Source organism: Xanthobacter lutulentifluminis, from assembly GCF_043194675.2.
GTDB lineage: Bacteria > Pseudomonadota > Alphaproteobacteria > Rhizobiales > Xanthobacteraceae > Xanthobacter.
The window spans coordinates 2,063,290-2,080,119 of record NZ_CM195525.1 but is presented as its reverse complement, the minus strand read 5'-3'; the positions used below and the strand labels follow the sequence as shown (position 1 = coordinate 2,080,119).

General features: G+C 69.5%; 17 protein-coding genes. 10 read left to right on the top strand and 7 right to left on the bottom strand.

Annotation, left to right across the window (positions count from 1 at the left end; translation table 11 throughout):
• Window positions 1-16 precede the first annotated feature (16 nt).
• The 7 genes from V5F49_RS09395 to nifH form a co-directional block, all read right to left on the bottom strand.
• The gene (locus V5F49_RS09395) at window positions 17-778 is read right to left on the bottom strand and encodes a dienelactone hydrolase family protein (protein ID WP_394117571.1); all 762 of its coding nucleotides are present in this window, start codon (window positions 776-778) and stop codon (window positions 17-19) included.
• A gap of 163 nt (window positions 779-941) precedes the next feature.
• On the bottom strand, window positions 942-1,709 hold the full coding sequence (locus V5F49_RS09390) for a 4Fe4S-binding leucine-rich repeat protein (RefSeq protein ID WP_394117572.1): 768 nt from the start codon (window positions 1,707-1,709) through the stop codon (window positions 942-944).
• 120 nt (window positions 1,710-1,829) lie between these two features.
• The gene (locus V5F49_RS09385; RefSeq protein WP_394117573.1) at window positions 1,830-2,129 is read right to left on the bottom strand and encodes a ferredoxin family protein; all 300 of its coding nucleotides are present in this window, start codon (window positions 2,127-2,129) and stop codon (window positions 1,830-1,832) included.
• Window positions 2,130-2,236: 107 nt separating this feature from the next.
• A complete protein-coding gene (locus V5F49_RS09380; protein ID WP_394117574.1) occupies window positions 2,237-3,544 on the bottom strand; it encodes an FAD-dependent oxidoreductase in 1,308 nt (435 codons plus the stop codon).
• A gap of 13 nt (window positions 3,545-3,557) precedes the next feature.
• A complete protein-coding gene (locus tag V5F49_RS09375; protein WP_394117575.1) occupies window positions 3,558-4,667 on the bottom strand; it encodes an electron transfer flavoprotein subunit alpha/FixB family protein in 1,110 nt (369 codons plus the stop codon).
• Window positions 4,668-4,702: 35 nt separating this feature from the next.
• Window positions 4,703-5,551, bottom strand: a complete 849-nt coding sequence (locus tag V5F49_RS09370; RefSeq protein WP_394117576.1) for an electron transfer flavoprotein subunit beta/FixA family protein — start codon at window positions 5,549-5,551, stop codon at window positions 4,703-4,705.
• A gap of 515 nt (window positions 5,552-6,066) precedes the next feature.
• Window positions 6,067-6,951 (bottom strand): nitrogenase iron protein, encoded by an 885-nt coding sequence (gene nifH / locus V5F49_RS09365; RefSeq protein ID WP_394117577.1) that lies wholly within the window; start codon window positions 6,949-6,951, stop codon window positions 6,067-6,069.
• A 435-nt stretch (window positions 6,952-7,386) separates the two neighbouring features.
• Here nifH and V5F49_RS09360 point away from each other — a divergent pair, with 435 nt between their 5' ends.
• The 10 genes from V5F49_RS09360 to mdh all read left to right on the top strand — a co-directional run bounded on the left by V5F49_RS09360 (window position 7,387) and on the right by mdh (window position 16,791).
• The gene (locus tag V5F49_RS09360; protein ID WP_394117578.1) at window positions 7,387-7,821 is read left to right on the top strand and encodes a response regulator; all 435 of its coding nucleotides are present in this window, start codon (window positions 7,387-7,389) and stop codon (window positions 7,819-7,821) included.
• Window positions 7,822-7,828: 7 nt separating this feature from the next.
• A complete protein-coding gene (locus tag V5F49_RS09355; protein WP_394117579.1) occupies window positions 7,829-8,266 on the top strand; it encodes an ArsC/Spx/MgsR family protein in 438 nt (145 codons plus the stop codon).
• A gap of 18 nt (window positions 8,267-8,284) precedes the next feature.
• On the top strand, window positions 8,285-9,943 hold the full coding sequence (locus V5F49_RS09350) for a SagB/ThcOx family dehydrogenase (RefSeq protein ID WP_394117580.1): 1,659 nt from the start codon (window positions 8,285-8,287) through the stop codon (window positions 9,941-9,943).
• Window positions 9,944-9,959: 16 nt separating this feature from the next.
• A complete protein-coding gene (locus V5F49_RS09345) occupies window positions 9,960-10,760 on the top strand; it encodes an ankyrin repeat domain-containing protein (RefSeq protein WP_394117581.1) in 801 nt (266 codons plus the stop codon).
• A gap of 106 nt (window positions 10,761-10,866) precedes the next feature.
• Window positions 10,867-11,712 (top strand): ModD protein, encoded by an 846-nt coding sequence (gene modD, locus V5F49_RS09340; RefSeq protein WP_394117582.1) that lies wholly within the window; start codon window positions 10,867-10,869, stop codon window positions 11,710-11,712.
• A 357-nt stretch (window positions 11,713-12,069) separates the two neighbouring features.
• Entirely contained in the window at window positions 12,070-13,236 is a 1,167-nt protein-coding gene (nifV, locus tag V5F49_RS09335) for a homocitrate synthase (RefSeq protein WP_394117583.1), read from the top strand.
• A 3-nt stretch (window positions 13,237-13,239) separates the two neighbouring features.
• Entirely contained in the window at window positions 13,240-14,022 is a 783-nt protein-coding gene (gene cysE, locus V5F49_RS09330; RefSeq protein WP_394117584.1) for a serine O-acetyltransferase, read from the top strand.
• Between the two features lie 32 nt (window positions 14,023-14,054).
• On the top strand, window positions 14,055-14,396 hold the full coding sequence (gene nifW / locus V5F49_RS09325) for a nitrogenase stabilizing/protective protein NifW (protein WP_394117585.1): 342 nt from the start codon (window positions 14,055-14,057) through the stop codon (window positions 14,394-14,396).
• A 439-nt stretch (window positions 14,397-14,835) separates the two neighbouring features.
• The gene (locus tag V5F49_RS09320) at window positions 14,836-15,603 is read left to right on the top strand and encodes a DUF1003 domain-containing protein (protein WP_394117586.1); all 768 of its coding nucleotides are present in this window, start codon (window positions 14,836-14,838) and stop codon (window positions 15,601-15,603) included.
• Between the two features lie 222 nt (window positions 15,604-15,825).
• Entirely contained in the window at window positions 15,826-16,791 is a 966-nt protein-coding gene (mdh, locus tag V5F49_RS09315; protein WP_394117587.1) for a malate dehydrogenase, read from the top strand.
• Window positions 16,792-16,830 lie beyond the last annotated feature (39 nt).

Below are 16,830 nucleotides of genomic sequence, written 5' to 3'. Positions count from 1 at the left end.
CCTGTCGTCAGGCCCGTCAGTTCATGGGCGGGCCCAAGTCGTCGCCTTCCGGCTTCTTCTTGCCCTTCTTCTCGGTCTTGGCCTGGGCATAGGCCCCGGCATTCTTCATCTGCGCCGGAGGCGCGCCAACCACATATTGCGCCATCCAGCCGAGGGTGCGCGAGCGGGCGGTCTCGGCGACGGTCGCATCGAAGGCCGGGCTGGCGGGGAAATCGAAGCCGCGCGCGGCGCCGGGATAGGAGAAGGCCGAGACGTCCGGCCGGCGGGCGCGGAACTGGATGCGCTCCTCGTCGGGCACGGCGGCGTCGGCCTCGGCGAAATGGATGAGCGTGGGGATGCGGCGCTTCTCGCTTGCCGCGTCGCCAAGGCCCTCGGCGTGATAGCCGACCGCGCAGGCGAGGCCCTTCACGCGGTTTCCGGCGAGATAGGCGAGAAAGCCGCCCCACGAATAGCCCACCAGCGCCACCTTGCCTGCGGGGCGGAGCGTCTCCACCGTCGCCGCGATGGCTTCCAGCGGCCAGTCGGTTCCCACCTCGGCGGAGAGGGCGCGGCCCTCCTCGGCGGCGGCGGGCGCGAGCTCGACGCCCGGCCGGACCTTGTCGAACAGGGCCGGGGCAACCGCCACATAGCCGGCCGCGGCATAGCCATCGGCGATGGCACGGATGTCGGCGGTGACGCCGAAGATGTCCTGCAGGATGACGACGGCGCCCTTGGGCGCGCCGTCCGGGTCGGCCCGGTAGGCGGAAAAGGTCACGTCGCTTGCTGTGATTTCGATCATGGCATCCTCGGGGTTCCCGAGCGTCTCAGGGGGGCAGCGACGCTCGTCTTGCCAATGCTCAACGCACTGGCCATGCAGGAGCGATGCCATGGACCGGCATCGCCCCGGAACCTTCGGGGACGGGGCAGACGGAACCGCGCCCCGGACTGCGCGGATCGTGCCGTCAGGCGCTGGCGAGGCGGGCGCGGGCGAGCTCGGCGATGGGCTCCACCGCATCCTCGGCCAGTCGCGCGAGGAAGCGCGGGGCGATGCGCTCGGCGACGGCGAAGCGCACGCGCATGTCCTCGTCGGCGGCCATGGAGGCGAGCCGTTCCGGGTCCAGATGCTCTGCCACGGTGAGGCGCACCAGCGGGTCGGGATCACGCGCCATGCGCGCCAGCGGCAGCTGGGGCAGGCGGCGGGCCACCGCGCGGCGCACCTCCGGCTCGGCATCGTGCATCAGATAGACCAGCGCATCCGGCGGGGCGCGGCGGGCGGCGGCGATGCGCACCTCATAGGCCTCGTCGGACAGGAACGGGATGAGGTCCGCCCCCTCCAGCCGCTGGGCGACGGCGATGCGCACGCGCGGATCGGGATCGAGCCGCATGTCCCGCACGCGGGCCAGCGGCAGGCGCTGGGCCACCGCCATGCGCACGTCCGGCTCCGGATCGTCCTTCAGCCGGCCGATGAGGAAGACGCTGGCATGGCGGGCGGCGAGGGTGCGCACCTCGAAATAGGGATGGTCGAGATAGCGCTCGGCCAGCGCCGCATTGCCGGAGAAGAAGCGATCGATGCGCTTGCGGCGGCGGTCGGCGACGCAGACCTTGCCAAGATCGCAGCGCCCCTCGGCCTTGATGTCCTCGTGCGGACAATCCTGGCAGCGCAGGGGGCGGCCCTGCCAGTCGAGGGCCTCGATGGGGAATTCCGGCTCTTCGGCCTGTTGTGCGGACATGCGCAATCCTCCTGGCCCGAATGTAGGGCCGAAGGCGTGGCAGTTCCAGATGGAGCGGCGACGGCGGTCGCGCCGACGGCCGGCCGGGGTGCGGAGGTATCCACGCCCCGGCCTGTCGCGTCAGCCGAACTTGAACAGCACGCCGTAGCCACCGCGCGGATAGTTCCACTCGATGTCGCCGGAGGGCTCGCCGATGATGCGGCAGGTGCCGCACTCCACGCAGCCGTCGGCGGTGATCTCCACCTGCCCCTTGTCGTTCAGCTCGTAGCAGCGGGCGGGGCAGGCCGTCAGCAGCGCCTTGAGCGGAGCGGAGGGGGTGGAGTGGGGGCGGACCTTGATATGGGCGCGGCCGGCGTCCACCAGGTAGCGGTTCTGGAAGAGCTTGTCCTCGACGCGAACGGCGGGATCGGTGCTGGCCATGGGGAACTCCCGTGGGATGAAGGGGCGGCGGGCGGGCCCTGCCGCGAGGTTGAGGGCAATGCGGACCGGGGCACGCCCGGTCCAGTCCGGTGCCGGCGCGGGCCGGCTCAGCGCCACGCGCGAGCGAGGCGGAAGGCGTCGCCGAACAGGCCGGCCCAGGAGCGGGCGGAGGTGAAGGACTTCACCGTCAGCTTCTCCTTGTCCTTCTTGGGCGTGCCATCCACGCGCAGGAAGTTCTCCATGGCCTTGTTCACGAGCTGCGGGTAGGTGAGGAAGAAGTTCTGCGACTGGACATGCAGCAGCTTCGGCATGTCCTTGTACTTCTTCAGGTCCTTGATGACGAAGCTCTCGTCCAGCATCTTCTTGTAGAGCGAGAGGTTGGACGCCGTCATCGGCTCCTTGCGGGACTTCACCTGGAAGATGGCCTCGCCGGCGATGCGCCCGGAGGTCATCGCAAGGTTGGAGCCCTCGCGGTGGATGGCGTTGTTGAGCTGGGCGGCATCGCCCACCACCACCCAGCCGTCGCCGAACAGCTGCGGAATGGACTTGAAGCCGCCCTCGGGAATGAGGTGGGCGGCGTATTCCTTGACCTCGGAGCCCTCGATGAGCGGGGCGACCGAGGGGTGGCGCTTGAACTTCTCGAGCAGCTGGTACGGCGACTCGCCGGAGTTCTGGAAGTCCGACACCAGGCAGCCGAGGCCGAGCGAGATGCACTCGCGGTTGGTGTAGATGAAGCCCATGCCGGTCATCCCCTTGGAGATGGTCCCGGCGGCCTCGATCACCACGCCCTCATTGCCCTTGAGGTTGAAGCGCTGCTCGATCACCTCCTGCGGCAGGAAGTGCATTTCCTTCACCGCCAGCGCCACCTCGGTGGGCTTGGGGATCTTGCGCAGGCCGGCGCGGGTGCCGAGCAGGCCGGTGACGCCTTCCGCCAGCACCACCACGTCCGCATGGATCTGGCCGCCGCCGCGATCGGTCTTCACGCCGATCACCTTGCCGTAGGCGTCCTGCACCAGCTCGGTCACCGTGGTCTCGCAGACGGTGAGGGCGCCGGCCTCCTGCACCTTCTTGTTGAACCACTTGTCGAACTGGGCGCGGATGATGGTGTAGCGGTTCGGCTTCTCCTCGTTGAAGTCGTCGGACCGATACTGCAGGCCGGTGTGCGAGTTCTCGCTCATCATCCAGAAGCGCTGCTCGATGAGATGGCGCTCGAGGGGGGCGTCCTCGCGGAAATCGGGGACGATCTTCTCCAGCATCTCGGCATAGAGAATAGCGCCCTGCACGTTCTTGGAGCCGGAATATTCACCGCGCTCCAGCTGCAGCACCTTCAGGCCGCGCGTGGCCATGGTATAGGCCGCCGCGTTGCCGGCCATGCCGGCGCCGACCACGATCGCGTCGAACTTTTCGTCGATCATCGGACTGGATCCTTCAGCTGGCGAGCTTGTCGCGCGAGTGGGCGGAAAGGCGCTTGTCGAACGCCTCGGTGAGGGCCGGCAGGAAGCGGATGGCGTCGGTGACGATGCCGACGTGGGCGAAGTCGAAGATGGGCGCGTTCTTGTCGGTGTTGATGGCGACGATCAGGTCCGCCCCCTCGACACCGACACGATGCTGGATCGCGCCGGAGATGCCGGCGGCGATGTAGAGCTTGGGACGGATGGTCTTGCCGGTCTGGCCGATCTGGCGGTCGGAGGTGACCCAGCCCTTCTGCACCAGCGGGCGCGAGCAGCCGTATTCGGCGCCCATGACGGCGGCGAGATTCTTCACCAGCTGGAAGTTCTCCGGCGAGCCGAGGCCCATGCCGCCCGCCACCACCACGTCCGCATAGGCGAGGTTCGACTTGTTGGAATCACGATCCGGAATGAAGTTCAGGATCTTGGTGATGATGTCGACCTCGCCGAGGCCGAGCTTGTGCTCCACCACCCGGCCGATGGGCTTGGCGACGCGCTCGGGCATGGACATCACGCGCGGACGGACGGTCGCCATCTGCGGGCGGTAGTTCAGCGTGTAGATGGTGCACAGGAGAGAGCCTCCGAAGGTCGGGCGGGTCGCGGCGAGCGAGCCGTCGGCGTCCACGTCGAGCTCGGTGGAGTCGGCGGTGAGGCCGGTGAGCAGCGTCGTCGCAACGGCGCCGGCGAGGTCGCGGCCGAGGGTGGTGGCGCCCAGCAGCAGGATTTCCGGCTTGTAGGTGTTGACGAGGTCCGTCATCGCGGCCGTGTAGGCCTCGTTGCGGTAGTCGGCGAGCACCGGATCGGCCGCCACATAGGCGAGGTCCGCGCCGTAGCAGAAGGATTCAGCCACCGCCTCGCGCACCGTCTCGCCCTCGGCGCCGAGCACCACGGCGGCGAGCTCCACGCCGAGCTTGTCGGCGAGCTTGCGCCCTTCGCCCATGAGCTCCCACGAGACGGGATGGACCTGGCCGCGCTCCTGCTCGACGAACACCCAGACGTGCTTGTACGCCTTGAAGTGTTCCGGGAGCTCCTTCTTGGTCGCAGCGCGTCCGCTTGCGGCGGGGGCTGGAGTGTTCTTCGGCTCGCTCATGATGGTCGGCTCTCTTTGACTTGCGGTGGAGGCCGTCAGTAGCCGCGCGCGAGCGCGGTCAGGTCGGCTTCAAGGCTGGGCTGGCGGGCAAAGACTTCCGCGATCAGGCTCTCGGCGAGGTTTCCGCCTTCGGACGCCTCGAGGAACTTGGCCTTCTCGGCGCGGGCGCTGGGCGCGAACACGCGCTTGACGATGGTGGGCGAGCCCTTCAGGCCGCACTTGCTCATGTCCTGCACGCCGGCGTCCTTGGCGTTCCACTTGACGATCTCCGCGCGGGCGGCGCGCAGGGCGTCCACCATGGTGCCGCGACGGATCTCGTTGGTGGCCTCGAGCATGGCGACGAGGCACGGCAGCTGGGTCTTCAGCACCTGCGTGCCGCCCTCGGCCCGGCGCTCGAGCGTGATGGTCTTGCCGGCGGGATCGAGCTCCGCCACCTTCGCCACATAGGTGATCTGCAGCAGGCCGAGGCGCTTGGCGATGCCGGGGCCGACCTGGGCGGTGTCGCCGTCGATGGTCTGCTTGCCGGTGAAGACGATGTCCGGCGCGCCATAGGTCTCGCCGATCTTGCTGATGGCGGTGGCCAGCGCGAACGAGGTGGCGAGCGTGTCGGAGCCGGCGAAGAAGCGGTCCGTCAGCAGGATGGCGCGGTCGGCGCCGTAGGTCAGCGCCTTGCGCAGGGAGTCCTCGGCGGACGGCGGGCCCATGGTGAGCACCGTCACCTCGCCGCCGAACTGGTCGCGCAGCCTCATGGCTTCTTCGAGCGCGAACAGGTCGTACGGGTTGATGATGGTCGGCACGCCCTGCCGCATGATGGTGTTCGTCACCGGGTGGACGCGGATCTGCGCCGAATCCGGGACCTGTTTGATGCAGACGACGATATGCATTGATGTGCTCCGAGCCCTTCAAGGCGCTCCCGAAGACTATCTAGCAAGCGCCGTACCAAGCCTGCGCGGCTTGAAAATCATTCGCGTCTGCAAAGGTTTGCGATGAATTGTCGGGAATCGGCGAATGGGGGTGGACGAGACGTTGGCGCAGGGCTGCGAATTCTTGTCAGGAACGCGACAGCTATCGCGTGGCCCCATTCGCGGGATCTATCGCAGCGCTGCGGGACGTCGCGATCCCGACGCATCCGCGCGCGCCGGCAGACGCGTGGCCACCGGCGGCGTCGCGGGTGCGACACGCCCCGCAGGCGCGTCGCGGGCGAGGGCGGGCAGTCCTGCAAAAGCAAAAGGTCCCCCGCCCGGAGGCGGAGGACCTGATCGCTTGAGAAGTCTCAAGATAAGGTGTGTGAAAAGGCGTATCGAAAAGATAACGCCGGGCCGCTCTGAAATATCCGCGGCAAGCCGCGTGGCCTGGCGTCCGTGCGGCGGACCGGCCGGAGCCGGTCCGCCCTGAGGCGTCAGCCGGCGGCGAGCTCGGCGGCGGTCTTGCCGACCTGGGTCTCGTCGATGGTCTTCATGATGCCGTGCTCCATCAGCAGATCCTCGAGCTCGTCCATCGTGATGGGGGTCGGGATGATGCCGTTGCCGGAGTTGTTGTGAACCTTCGTCGCAAGGTTCCGGTAGTGCTGGGCCTGCGCCGAATCCGGCGCATACTCGATCACCGTCATGCGGCGCAGCTCCGCGTGCTGCACGATGTTGTCGCGCGGCACGAAGTAGATCAGCTGGGTGCCCAGCTTCTTCGCCAGCGACTCCGCCAGCTCATACTCCTTGTCGGTCTGGCGCTCGTTGCACACCAGCCCGCCCAGGCGCACGCCGCCGGAGTTCGCATACTTCAGGATTCCCTTGGAGATGTTGTTGGCCGCATACATGGCCATCATCTCGCCGGACATGACGATGTAGATCTCCTGCGCCTTGTTCTCGCGGATCGGCATGGCGAACCCGCCGCACACCACGTCGCCCAGCACGTCGTAGGACACGTAGTCGATGTCCTCGTACGCGCCGTTCTCCTCAAGGAAGTTGATCGAGGTGATCACGCCGCGGCCGGCGCAGCCCACGCCCGGCTCCGGACCGCCGGACTCAACGCAGCGGATGTCGTTGTAGCCGACCTTCATCACGTCCTCGAGCTCCAGGTCTTCCACGGAGCCCGCGTTCGCGGCCAGCGACAGGATGGTGTCCTGCGCCTTGGCGTGCAGGATCAGGCGGGTCGAATCCGCCTTGGGATCGCAGCCCACGATCAGGATGCGCTGACCAAGCTCGGTCAGGGCCGCCAGCGTGTTCTGCGACGTCGTCGACTTGCCGATGCCACCCTTGCCGTAAAACGCGATCTGTCGCAGCGAAGCCATCTTGCTCTCCTTCAAACTGTTCAGAAGACCACCGCGCAAATGGCGCGAGGCCGTTTCTCTCGTCGCAATATTCGTCGGAAACGCCCCGCGGGTTACGGGAAGGAGCGCATCGCTGGCAGTCGGCCTAGGCGTGCACTCAGCCCTCACTCGCTGTTGCGCCATGACAGGAGCAACCGCCGTGCCAGTCGCGTGGATCGCCCGCAAACCGTTGATCTGCATCAAGTCGGGCCGGCGGAGGTCCGCTCCTGCCAGCTGTGTCGAACCCGACAGCGCGTCGCGCCATGTCGCAATCGCAACAAAGCCGGGCGCCGCCGCACGGCCGTCGCGGCGCCATCGCTGGTGCGGATGCGACAGGAACGGAACTTGCTTGAAGCCAAACAGGTGCGGCGCGCGCGGGCGCCGTCACGTGCCGCGGGCAGATGGAGCGAGGGCAAGATGCAGATCGGCGTTGAGACTTCCAAGGCGGTGGACGAGCGGCGCGTGTTCGTTGTGGACGAGGACGAGATCACCCGCGCCGCGCTCCAGTTCATGCTCCATGACGAGATCGAGACCCACGAGCTCGCCACCCCCGAGGAAGCCTACGAGAAGGGTGTCGGCTGGCTGGCGCCGCACGTGGTGCTGCTTGGCGTCTCCTGGCTGAAGACGCGGGGCGATGCCCTGATCGGCGAGATCAAGGCCCGTTTCCCGGGCGTGCGCATCCTCATCGTCTGCGACAAGGCCGACGAGGCCATCGCGGTGGGCGGCATGAAGGCCGGCGCCCATGGCGCGGTGGTGAAGCCGCTGACGCTGGAGGGCGTGCGCAAGAAGGTGGATACGGTGCTCGGCCGCGGCGGCGCGGTGCCGCTCGTCCAGCTCTCCGTGCTGAAGTAGGTCGGCCGTGGCCACCGTCACCTTCTACGAGAAGCCGGGCTGCGGCACCAATGCCCGGCAGAAGCTCGCTTTGGCCAATGCCGGCCACACCCTGGTGGTGAAGAGCCTGCTGACCGAGCCCTGGACCGCCGAGCGCCTCATCGGCTTCTTCGGCGCGACGCCGGTGGCGAGCTGGTTCAACCCGGCCGCGCCGAAGGTGAAATCGGGCGAGGTGAAGCCGGAGGCCGCCACGGCGGATGAGGCCATCGCGCTCATGCTGGCCGAGCCGCTGCTGATCCGCCGCCCGCTGGTGGAGGTGGACGGCGCGCGCTGCGCCGGTTTCGACCGTGAGCCGGTGACCTCGCTGCTGGGGCCGGCGCCCGCCGGCGCCGCGCCGCTGGAGGGCTGCTCCCATCCCGGCGAGGCCAATCCCTGTCCGGCGCCCGCTGCGGCGCAGGCGTCCTGATCGCAGGTGTCCTGAGCCATGAACGCGCCGCTGCCCCCCGCGCATCCGTCGGATCTGGCCATCGCCTACCACGAGCGCACCAAGCACAGCCTGAAGGGCTATGCCGCCGGGCCGGAAACCCTCGACTGGGACGACCAGCCGAATCCGTTCCGCGTGTTCGCCGGCGCGCCGCGGCTTGCCCTGCCGCTCGCGGCGGAGGGGCTCGCGGTGTCCTGGCGGGACGCGATGACCCCCGGCGCCGTGCCGCCGGCGCCGCTCGATCTGGCGGGCGTGGCGCTGCTGCTGGAGCTTTCGTTCGGCCTCGCCGCGTGGAAGCAGTACGGGCCGGATCGCTGGGCGCTGCGCTGCGCCCCCTCCAGCGGCAACCTGCACCCCACCGAAGCCTATGTGCTGGCTCAGGGCGTCGCCGGCGTGCCGGACGGGGTGCATCACTATCTCAGCCGCGACCATGCGCTGGAGCAGCGGCAGGCGCCGCCCCGCGCGACGGTGGCGGTGGCCTCCGCGTCCGGCTTCGCGATCGAGGCGCAGTTCCCGCGCTCCGCGGGGCCGGCGCAGCTTTATCTCGCCCTCTCCTCCATCCATTGGCGCGAGGCGTGGAAATACGGCGAGCGGGCGTTCCGCTACTGCCAGCTCGATCTCGGCCACGCGCTGGGCGCGGTGCGCACCGCCGCCGCCTGCCTCGGATGGACGGCGCAGCTCGTGCCGAACGTCACCGGCGCGGCGATCGCCGCATTGTGCGGCCTCGACCGGCCGCAGGACTTCGGCGCGGCCGAGCCTGAAGACCCCGACATGCTGATCGCCATCGCGGGCGCGCCCCTTGCTGCGCCTGCCCCGGCGCGCGACGGCTGGAGGGGTGTCGCCAATGTGCTGGACCGCCGGCCGCTCTACCGCTGGCCGGTGATCGGGCAGGTCGGGGCGGCGACCCGCGCGACCGGCACCGCTGCCCCCGCGCCTGAGCCCGAGCCGGCAGCGCCGCTTCCGCCCCGCGCCTCGGGCGCCGAGGCGCCTGCGGCGGGCCTCATCCTCGGCCGGCGCAGCGCCCAGCGCTTCACGGCGAAGGACAGCGCCATGCCGCGCGCGGTCTTCCTCGACATGATGGACGCGCTCCTGCCGCGCCCCGCGCCGCCGTTCGACGCATCCGGGCTCGTCCCGCGCATCCACCCGCTGGTGTTCGTCCACCGGGTGGAAGGGCTTGCGCCCGGTCTTTATGCCCTGCCGCGCCGGGAGGGCATCGTGCCGGCCCTGAAGGCCGCGCTGCGCTCCGATTTCACCTGGGAGCGGCCGGAAGGCTGCCCCGACCACATCCCCCTCGCGCGGCTGGCGGAGACCGATTGCCGCGGCATCGCCCGCACCCTGTGCTGCCACCAGGCCATCGCCAGCGACGGCAGCTTCGCCCTCGCGCTGCTGGCGGAGTTCGAGAGCGAGGTGGCGGCTGATCCCTGGCGCTACCGGCGGCTCCACTGGGAGGCCGGTCTCTTGGGGCAGGTGCTCTATCTGGAAGCCGAGGCGGCTGGCTTCCGCGGCACCGGCATCGGCTGCTTCTTCGACGACGACCTGCACCGGCTGGTGGGGCTCGAGGGGCGGGCGTTCCAGTCCATCTACCATTTCACCGTGGGGCGTCCCGTTCCCGACACCCGCATCGTGACCGAGCCGGCCTATCCCGGCCGCTCCGCCTGACCGTCCGGAGGATCTGATGAGACAGCGCATCCCCTATCGCTGCATCGGGGTGGAGGAGGCGGGCGCCATGGTGGCGGCGGGCGCGGCCCTGCTGCTCGACGTGCGCGACGCCGCGACCTTCGCCGCCGGCCACGTGGCGGGCGCGCGCAACATCGCCTTCACCAACCTCGGCGACATCATCGGCACCACGCCAAAGACGCAGCCGGTGCTGATCTATTGCTACCACGGCCACGCCAGTCGCGAGTATGCGCAGGCCCTCTCCGATTTCGGCTTCGCCGATGTGGTGAGCCTCGACGGGGGCTATGAGGCGTGGCGCAGCTTCGAGAGCGCGCGGGCGCCGGCGGGAAGCGCGGACGAGGCGCTCTCGCGCTGGCTGGTCAGCCTCGGCTTTCCGGCGGACGGGGTGAATGCCACCGTGGAGAACGGCATGACGCCGCTGATGAAGGCGTGCCGGGAGGGCCTCGCCGACATAGTGGCGCGCCTGATCGCCGCCGGGGCCGTGCTCGACGCGCGCAACGCGGATGGCAACACCGCCCTGTGGCTCGCCTGCGTCGGCAATCATCTCGGCATCATCGACGCGCTGGTGGACGCGGGCATCGATATCGACAACCGCAACGACAATGGCGCCTCCTCGCTGATGTACGCGGCCTCCGCCGGCAAGGCGGACGTGGTGGAGCGCCTTCTGGCGCGCGGGGCCGATCCCCGCCCGGAAACGCTGGACGGCTTCTCCGCCCTCGACCTCGCCTCCACCGTGGAGTGCCTGCGGCTGCTGCGCGCGGCGACCAAGGGACCCGCGCGGCAGACGGCGCCGGCGTGAGGACGCCGGCTTGAGGGCGCCGGCGTGAGGACGCTTTGTCCCGTGGACGCTTCCGCCCGGCACCTCTAAGCCTCCAGCTGTATCCGGACCGGAACAGGGGCGCGGCATGACCTACAGATGGTGGACGCAGGCGAGCGTGGATGCCCTCCTCGCCGAGGACGCGCCCTATGGCGATCTGACCACTGAAAGCCTCGGCCTGACGGCGCGACGGGCGCGGCTTTCCATGTCCATGCGCGCGGACGCCACCCTGTGTGGCGTCGAGCTGGCGCAGGAGCTGTTCCGCACCGCCGGTGCGCCCGCCGACATCACCGCCGCCAGCGGTGCGCGCGTGCCCGCGGGCGAGACCTTCCTGATGGCCGAGGGTGAGGCCGGGCCGATCTTCCGCGCCTGGAAGGTGGCGCAGACGCTGGTGGAGTACCTCACCGGCATTTCCACCCTCACCGCCGGCATCGTCGCGGCCGCCCGCGCGGTCAATCCGGACGTGGCGGTGGTGACCACCCGCAAGACGCTGCCGGGCGCGAAGGCGCAGATGATCGCCGCCATCCGCGCCGGCGGTGCCTTTCCGCACCGGCTCGGCCTGTCGGAAACGCTGCTGCTGTTTCCCGAGCACCAGGCGTTCTTGTCCGGCGGCGCCGCCGCCGGGGTGGAGGCGCTGCGCCGCGCCGCTCCGGAAAAGAAGGTGGTCGTGGAGGTGAAGACGCTGGAGGAGGTGGCGCACGTGCTCGCGGCGCGGCCGGACGTGCTCCAGTGCGAGAAGATGACGCCGGAGGAGATCGCCGCCGCCGCCCGCCTGGTGGCGGAGCGCGCGCCGCAGACCAAGGTGGCCGCGGCCGGTGGCGTCAACCTGTCCAACGCGGCCGCCTATGCCGCCGCCGGAGCGCACGTGCTGGTGACCTCCGCGCCCTACTGGGCCAAGCCCGCCGACGTGAAGGTGGTGATCACCCCTGCCTGACCCCGTGGCGAGGGGAGGCTCGCCACGCCGGGCCTACGTAGTTTTACGTAACAACATCAGCGTCTTTTCTGTCGCAAACCTGTCGAAGCCGGCACGCCATCTGCCCCTGTCGCGTTCGCGACATGTCGTGCCGTGAAAATATTCGATCTGCACCAATAGTTTAGGCGAGTGGCACGCGGCTTGCGAAGTCCTTGGCGAAGGCGCGCGGCCCGCCGCCTGATCGCAAGGCGGGTCCGGGCGCGGCGGTGGCGCTCATTCGTCTCCCGTCTCCGGGCGGGGGCAGATCGGAAGGGACCCATGCTCGCGAAGTCACCATCGGCCATTCCGGGGCGCGCCGGTCGCGGTACCGCAGGCGCGATGCCGGCCCGCACGGTCTTCCTCAATGACACCACCCTGCGGGATGGAGAGCAGGCGCCCGGCGTCGCCTTCACCCGCAAGGAGAAGATCGAGATCGCCGAGGCGCTGGCCGCCGCCGGCGTGCCGGAGATCGAGGCCGGCACCCCTGCCATGGGCGACGAGGAGATCGAGACGCTGCGCTCCATCGTCTCGCTCAAGCTGCCGCTGCGCGTCGCCGCCTGGTGCCGCATGGGCGAGGAGGACCTGTTCGCCGCGGTGTCCGCCGGGGTGAGCTACGTCAATCTCTCCATCCCCACCTCCGACCGTCAGCTGAAGGGCAAGCTGAACCGCGACCGGGACTGGGCGCTCGGCAACGTACGCCACGTGGTGACGCTGGCGACCAAGCTCGGCTTCACCGTCGCGGTCGGCTGCGAGGACGCGTCCCGCGCCGATCCCGACTTCCTGTGCGCCGTCGCCGAGGCGGCCAGGGAGTCCGGCGCGTTCCGCCTGCGCCTCGCCGACACGCTGGGCGTGCTCGATCCCTTCTCCGCCTATGCGCTGGTGCGCCGGGTGGCGAGCGCGACCGATCTCGAACTCGAGTTCCATGCCCATGACGACCTGGGCCTCGCCACCGCCAACACCATCGCCGCGGTGGCCGGCGGCGCGCGCCATGCCAGCGTCACCGTGGCCGGGCTCGGCGAGCGCGCGGGCAATGCGCCGCTGGAGGAAGTGGCGATCGCCCTGCGCCAGACCGCGCGGGCGGAGACCGGCCTCGATCCCCAAGCCCTGCGTCCGCTCGCGCAGCGGGTGATGGAGGCGGCCGGCCGCGCCATGCCGCGCAACAAGGCCATCGTCGGCGAGGACGTCTTCACCCACGAATCCGGCATCCATGTCTCCGGCCTGCTGAAGGATCGCGGCACCTACGAGGCGCTGGCGCCCGAGGTGCTGGGCCGGGCGCACCGGGTGGTGCTGGGCAAGCATTCGGGCCTCGCCGCCATCCTGAAGGCGCTGGCCGAGGAGGGGCTCGCGGTGGACGAGATGCGCGGCCGCGCCATCCTCGCCCGCGTGCGGGACTTCGCCACGCGCACCAAGCAATCGGTCTCGCCGGAGGTGCTGCGGCGCTTCTACGAGGACAGCTTCACCGAGGACGCGCTGAAGCGGCGCCATGCGGCAGTGATGGGAGCCTGATCCATGATCATGGGAAGCCCGAAGTGGCACGGCAGCGACGTTCCCCTGGCCTCCGCGGCTCCGGCCGAGGCCGCCGGCCCGGCGCCGGCCTCGGTGTGGGCGCTGATCCGCGAGGACATCGCCTGCGTGAAGTCGCGCGATCCCGCCGCGCGCAACACGGTGGAGATCGTGCTCACCTATCCCGGCGTGCACGCGGTGATCTGGCACCGGCTGGCGAGCCGGCTGTGGCGGCGGGGCGTCAAGTTCCCGGCCCGCTTCCTGTCCTGGCTCGGCCGGTTCCTGACCAACGTGGACATCCATCCCGGCGCCACCATCGGCCGGCGCTTCTTCATCGATCACGGCGCCTGCGTGGTGATCGGCGAGACCGCCGAGGTGGGCGATGACGTGACGCTCTATCACGGCGTCACCCTGGGCGGCACCTCGTGGACCGCCGGCAAGCGCCATCCCACCCTGCGCGACGGCGTGCTGGTGGGGGCGGGCGCCAAGATCCTCGGGCCCATCACGGTCGGCGCGGGCTGCCGCATCGGCGCCAATTCCGTGGTGATCGAGGACGTGCCCCCGGCCATGACGGTGGTCGGCATTCCCGGCCGGGTGGTGAAGCCCATGGCCGATCGCCGCCGCCTCGGCGACGGACGCATCGACCTCGAGCACCACCTGATGCCGGACCCGGTGGGCGAGGCCATCGTCTCGCTGCTGGACCGCATCGAGTTCCTGGAGGCCCGCCTCGCCCACCTGCAGAGCGAGCGCCCGCGCAGCCGCGGCGCCACCGCCGACGAGGCGGCCTGAAGGCCGCGCAACCCGAGGCAATGGAGACAACCATGTCCATCATCGAGAAGCTGAAATCCCTGCACAGCGCCGAGGAATTCTTCGATGTGCTCGGCGTGGAGTACCAGCCCGAGGTGCTGCAGGTGCTGCGCCTGCACATCCTGCGGCGCATGGGCCAGTACCTCGTCTCGGCCGAGTTCGAGGGCAAGAGCGAAGAGGAAATCTTCGAGGCCACCCGCTCCATGCTGGCGCAGGCCTATGCCGATTTCATCAAGTCCAATCCCATGGCGGAGCGCGTGTTCAAGGTGCTGAAGGAGCACGATCCGAACCGTCCGCCGGCGCCCGGTCCCAAGCCCGCGTTCGTCTCCCTCACGTCCCTGACGACGGGAAGCTGACGCCGCTTGCCCCCTGTCGCCCGGTTCCGCCGCCCGCCCGCGGCAGAGCCCTGCGGCCCGACTTTCCTGCCGGAGGAGATTTCATCCCCCGGCGGCTGCCCTCTCCCCGCTGATTGTTTGTTGAACTGATCGACATTTCATTCATTGCTTCATCCGGCTGGTCGCTCGGCCGCATGCGGGGAGAGGGCAGATTTCTTTCGGGGGCGGCCGGCGCCCCGCGGGCCCGGCATCGCCCGGCGTGGACCCCGCCTTTCGCCCGCGCCGCCGGCCCTGCCCGGCACCACCCCACCACACGCCCTGCTTCCGTTGCGACATGCCGCATCCGGCACCCCTGATGCGCAGCGTGCCGCACCCGCCTGTCTTGAAGCCGTGATCCTTTGCCGGTGAGATACCATCGCCGCGCCACAGGAAGGCCGGCGGTTGCAGCCAGGAGGCGACCATGGCCCAGATGGAACACAGCGCGTCCGGGGCAGGCGCCATCGGCGTGTATCCGCCGGAGGACGCCACGCATCCGGGGCATCGCCATACCTGCGTGGTGTGTGGACGCGCCTTCGCCCGCAGCCAGCTGGTGCCGCTGGCGCTCCTGCGCGCGCCGCTGGCCGAGTTCATCCGCGAGACCCGGCCCGACCTTCCCGCCGACAGCTTCGTCTGCCATGGCGACCTCGCCGACCTCAGGGCCGAGTTCGTCGCCCACCTGCTGGAGAAGGAGCGGGGCGAGCTGTCGAGCCTCGAGATGGAGGTGGTGGAGAGCCTCGCCGCCCACGAGACCCTCGCCGAGGATGTGGAGCGTTCGTTCGAGGCCCGCCGCACCTTCGGCGACCGGATGGCGGACGGCCTCGCCAGCTTCGGTGGCAGCTGGGGCTTCATCGGCCTGTTTGCCGGCTTCCTGCTGGCCTGGATCGTGTTCAACCTCGCCGTGATGGGGCGCGCCCAGTTCGATCCCTACCCCTTCATCCTGCTCAACCTGGTATTGTCCTGCCTCGCGGCGATACAGGCGCCGGTCATCATGATGAGCCAGAAGCGGCTGGAGGCGCGCGACCGCCTGCGGGCGGAGAACGACTTCAAGATCAACCTGAAGGCCGAGCTGGAGATCCGCCACCTGCACGAGAAGCTGGACCATCTGCTGACCCAGCAATGGGAGCGTCTCGCCCAGATCCAGGAGATCCAGATCGACCTGCTGGAGGCGATCGGCGAGCGAAGACGGTAATATGATATGTCCATTCTGCGGGATGGTTTTCCGCAGGGTGCAAATGATCGTCGGGCTGCGGTCGGCCGAACCGTTTTACCTGCCAAAATGCGGCCATCTCACACTATTTGTGCAGCGCGGCCGGCTTGAACCCCCGGGCGGATGGGAGTAGTCAAGCGCCGCTCGTAGTCCTGCGACGGCCCTCCCGCGGGTCCGGACGCCGGCCGGTTTCGGGGACAAGGTATGGCCCGCAGCAAGATCGCCCTCATCGGGGCCGGCCAGATCGGCGGCACGCTCGCCCTTCTCGCCGGGCTGAAGGAGCTGGGCGACATCGTGCTGTTCGACGTGGCCGACGGCGTGCCCGAGGGCAAGGCGCTGGACCTGGCGCAGCTCTCCCCGGTCGCCGGCTTCGACGCCGCCATCTTCGGCGCCTCCAGCTATGACGCCATTGCCGGCGCCGACGTGGTGATCGTCACCGCCGGCGTTCCGCGCAAGCCGGGCATGAGCCGCGACGACCTCCTCGCCATCAACCTCAAGGTGATGGAGCAGGTGGGCGCCGGCATCCGCAAGTATGCGCCTGACGCTTTCGTCATCTGCATCACCAATCCGCTCGATGCCATGGTCTGGGCGCTCCAGCGCTCCAGCGGCCTGCCGCCCGAGAAGGTGGTGGGCATGGCCGGCGTGCTGGATTCGGCGCGCTTCCGCTATTTCCTCGCCGAGGAGTTCGGCGTCTCGGTGGAGGACGTGACCGCCTTCGTCATGGGCGGGCACGGCGACACCATGGTGCCGCTGGTGCGGTACTCCACGGTGGGCGGCATCCCGGTGCCGGACCTCATCCGCATGGGCTGGACCACCGAGGAGCGCATCGCCGACATCGTCCAGCGCACCCGCGACGGCGGCGCGGAGATCGTCAACCTGCTGAAGACCGGCTCGGCCTTCTATGCGCCGGCCGCCTCGGCCATCGCCATGGCCGAGAGCTACCTGAGGGACAAGCGCCGCATCCTGCCCGTCGCCGCACGGCTCGACGGGGAATACGGCCTGCGGGACATCTACCTGGGCGTGCCGGCCGTGATCGGCGCGCGCGGCGTGGAGCGGATCGTCGAGGTCGACCTCGACCGGTCCGAGCGCGCCATGTTTGAAAGATCGGTCGCCGCCGTCGAAGGACTGGTGGAGGCCTGCGTGAAGATCGCACCCGGCCTCGGGAAGTGATCTCGATAGCGACGGCGCGCCGGCTGGTGCGCCGTTTTC

Excerpts from the sequence above, each read along its gene's own strand:
- V5F49_RS09395 (WP_394117571.1), bottom strand. The coding sequence starts at position 778 with ATGATCGAAATCACAGCAAGCGACGTGACCTTTTCCGCCTACCGGGCC.
- V5F49_RS09390 (WP_394117572.1), bottom strand. The coding sequence starts at position 1,709 with ATGTCCGCACAACAGGCCGAAGAGCCGGAATTCCCCATCGAGGCCCTC.
- V5F49_RS09385 (WP_394117573.1), bottom strand. The coding sequence starts at position 2,129 with ATGGCCAGCACCGATCCCGCCGTTCGCGTCGAGGACAAGCTCTTCCAG.
- V5F49_RS09380 (WP_394117574.1), bottom strand. The coding sequence starts at position 3,544 with ATGATCGACGAAAAGTTCGACGCGATCGTGGTCGGCGCCGGCATGGCC.
- V5F49_RS09375 (WP_394117575.1), bottom strand. The coding sequence starts at position 4,667 with ATGAGCGAGCCGAAGAACACTCCAGCCCCCGCCGCAAGCGGACGCGCT.
- V5F49_RS09370 (WP_394117576.1), bottom strand. The coding sequence starts at position 5,551 with ATGCATATCGTCGTCTGCATCAAACAGGTCCCGGATTCGGCGCAGATC.
- nifH (WP_394117577.1), bottom strand. The coding sequence starts at position 6,951 with ATGGCTTCGCTGCGACAGATCGCGTTTTACGGCAAGGGTGGCATCGGC.
- V5F49_RS09360 (WP_394117578.1), top strand. The coding sequence starts at position 7,387 with ATGCAGATCGGCGTTGAGACTTCCAAGGCGGTGGACGAGCGGCGCGTG.
- V5F49_RS09350 (WP_394117580.1), top strand. The coding sequence starts at position 8,285 with ATGAACGCGCCGCTGCCCCCCGCGCATCCGTCGGATCTGGCCATCGCC.
- V5F49_RS09345 (WP_394117581.1), top strand. The coding sequence starts at position 9,960 with ATGAGACAGCGCATCCCCTATCGCTGCATCGGGGTGGAGGAGGCGGGC.
- modD (WP_394117582.1), top strand. The coding sequence starts at position 10,867 with ATGACCTACAGATGGTGGACGCAGGCGAGCGTGGATGCCCTCCTCGCC.
- nifV (WP_394117583.1), top strand. The coding sequence starts at position 12,070 with ATGCCGGCCCGCACGGTCTTCCTCAATGACACCACCCTGCGGGATGGA.
- cysE (WP_394117584.1), top strand. The coding sequence starts at position 13,240 with ATGATCATGGGAAGCCCGAAGTGGCACGGCAGCGACGTTCCCCTGGCC.
- nifW (WP_394117585.1), top strand. The coding sequence starts at position 14,055 with ATGTCCATCATCGAGAAGCTGAAATCCCTGCACAGCGCCGAGGAATTC.
- V5F49_RS09320 (WP_394117586.1), top strand. The coding sequence starts at position 14,836 with ATGGCCCAGATGGAACACAGCGCGTCCGGGGCAGGCGCCATCGGCGTG.
- mdh (WP_394117587.1), top strand. The coding sequence starts at position 15,826 with ATGGCCCGCAGCAAGATCGCCCTCATCGGGGCCGGCCAGATCGGCGGC.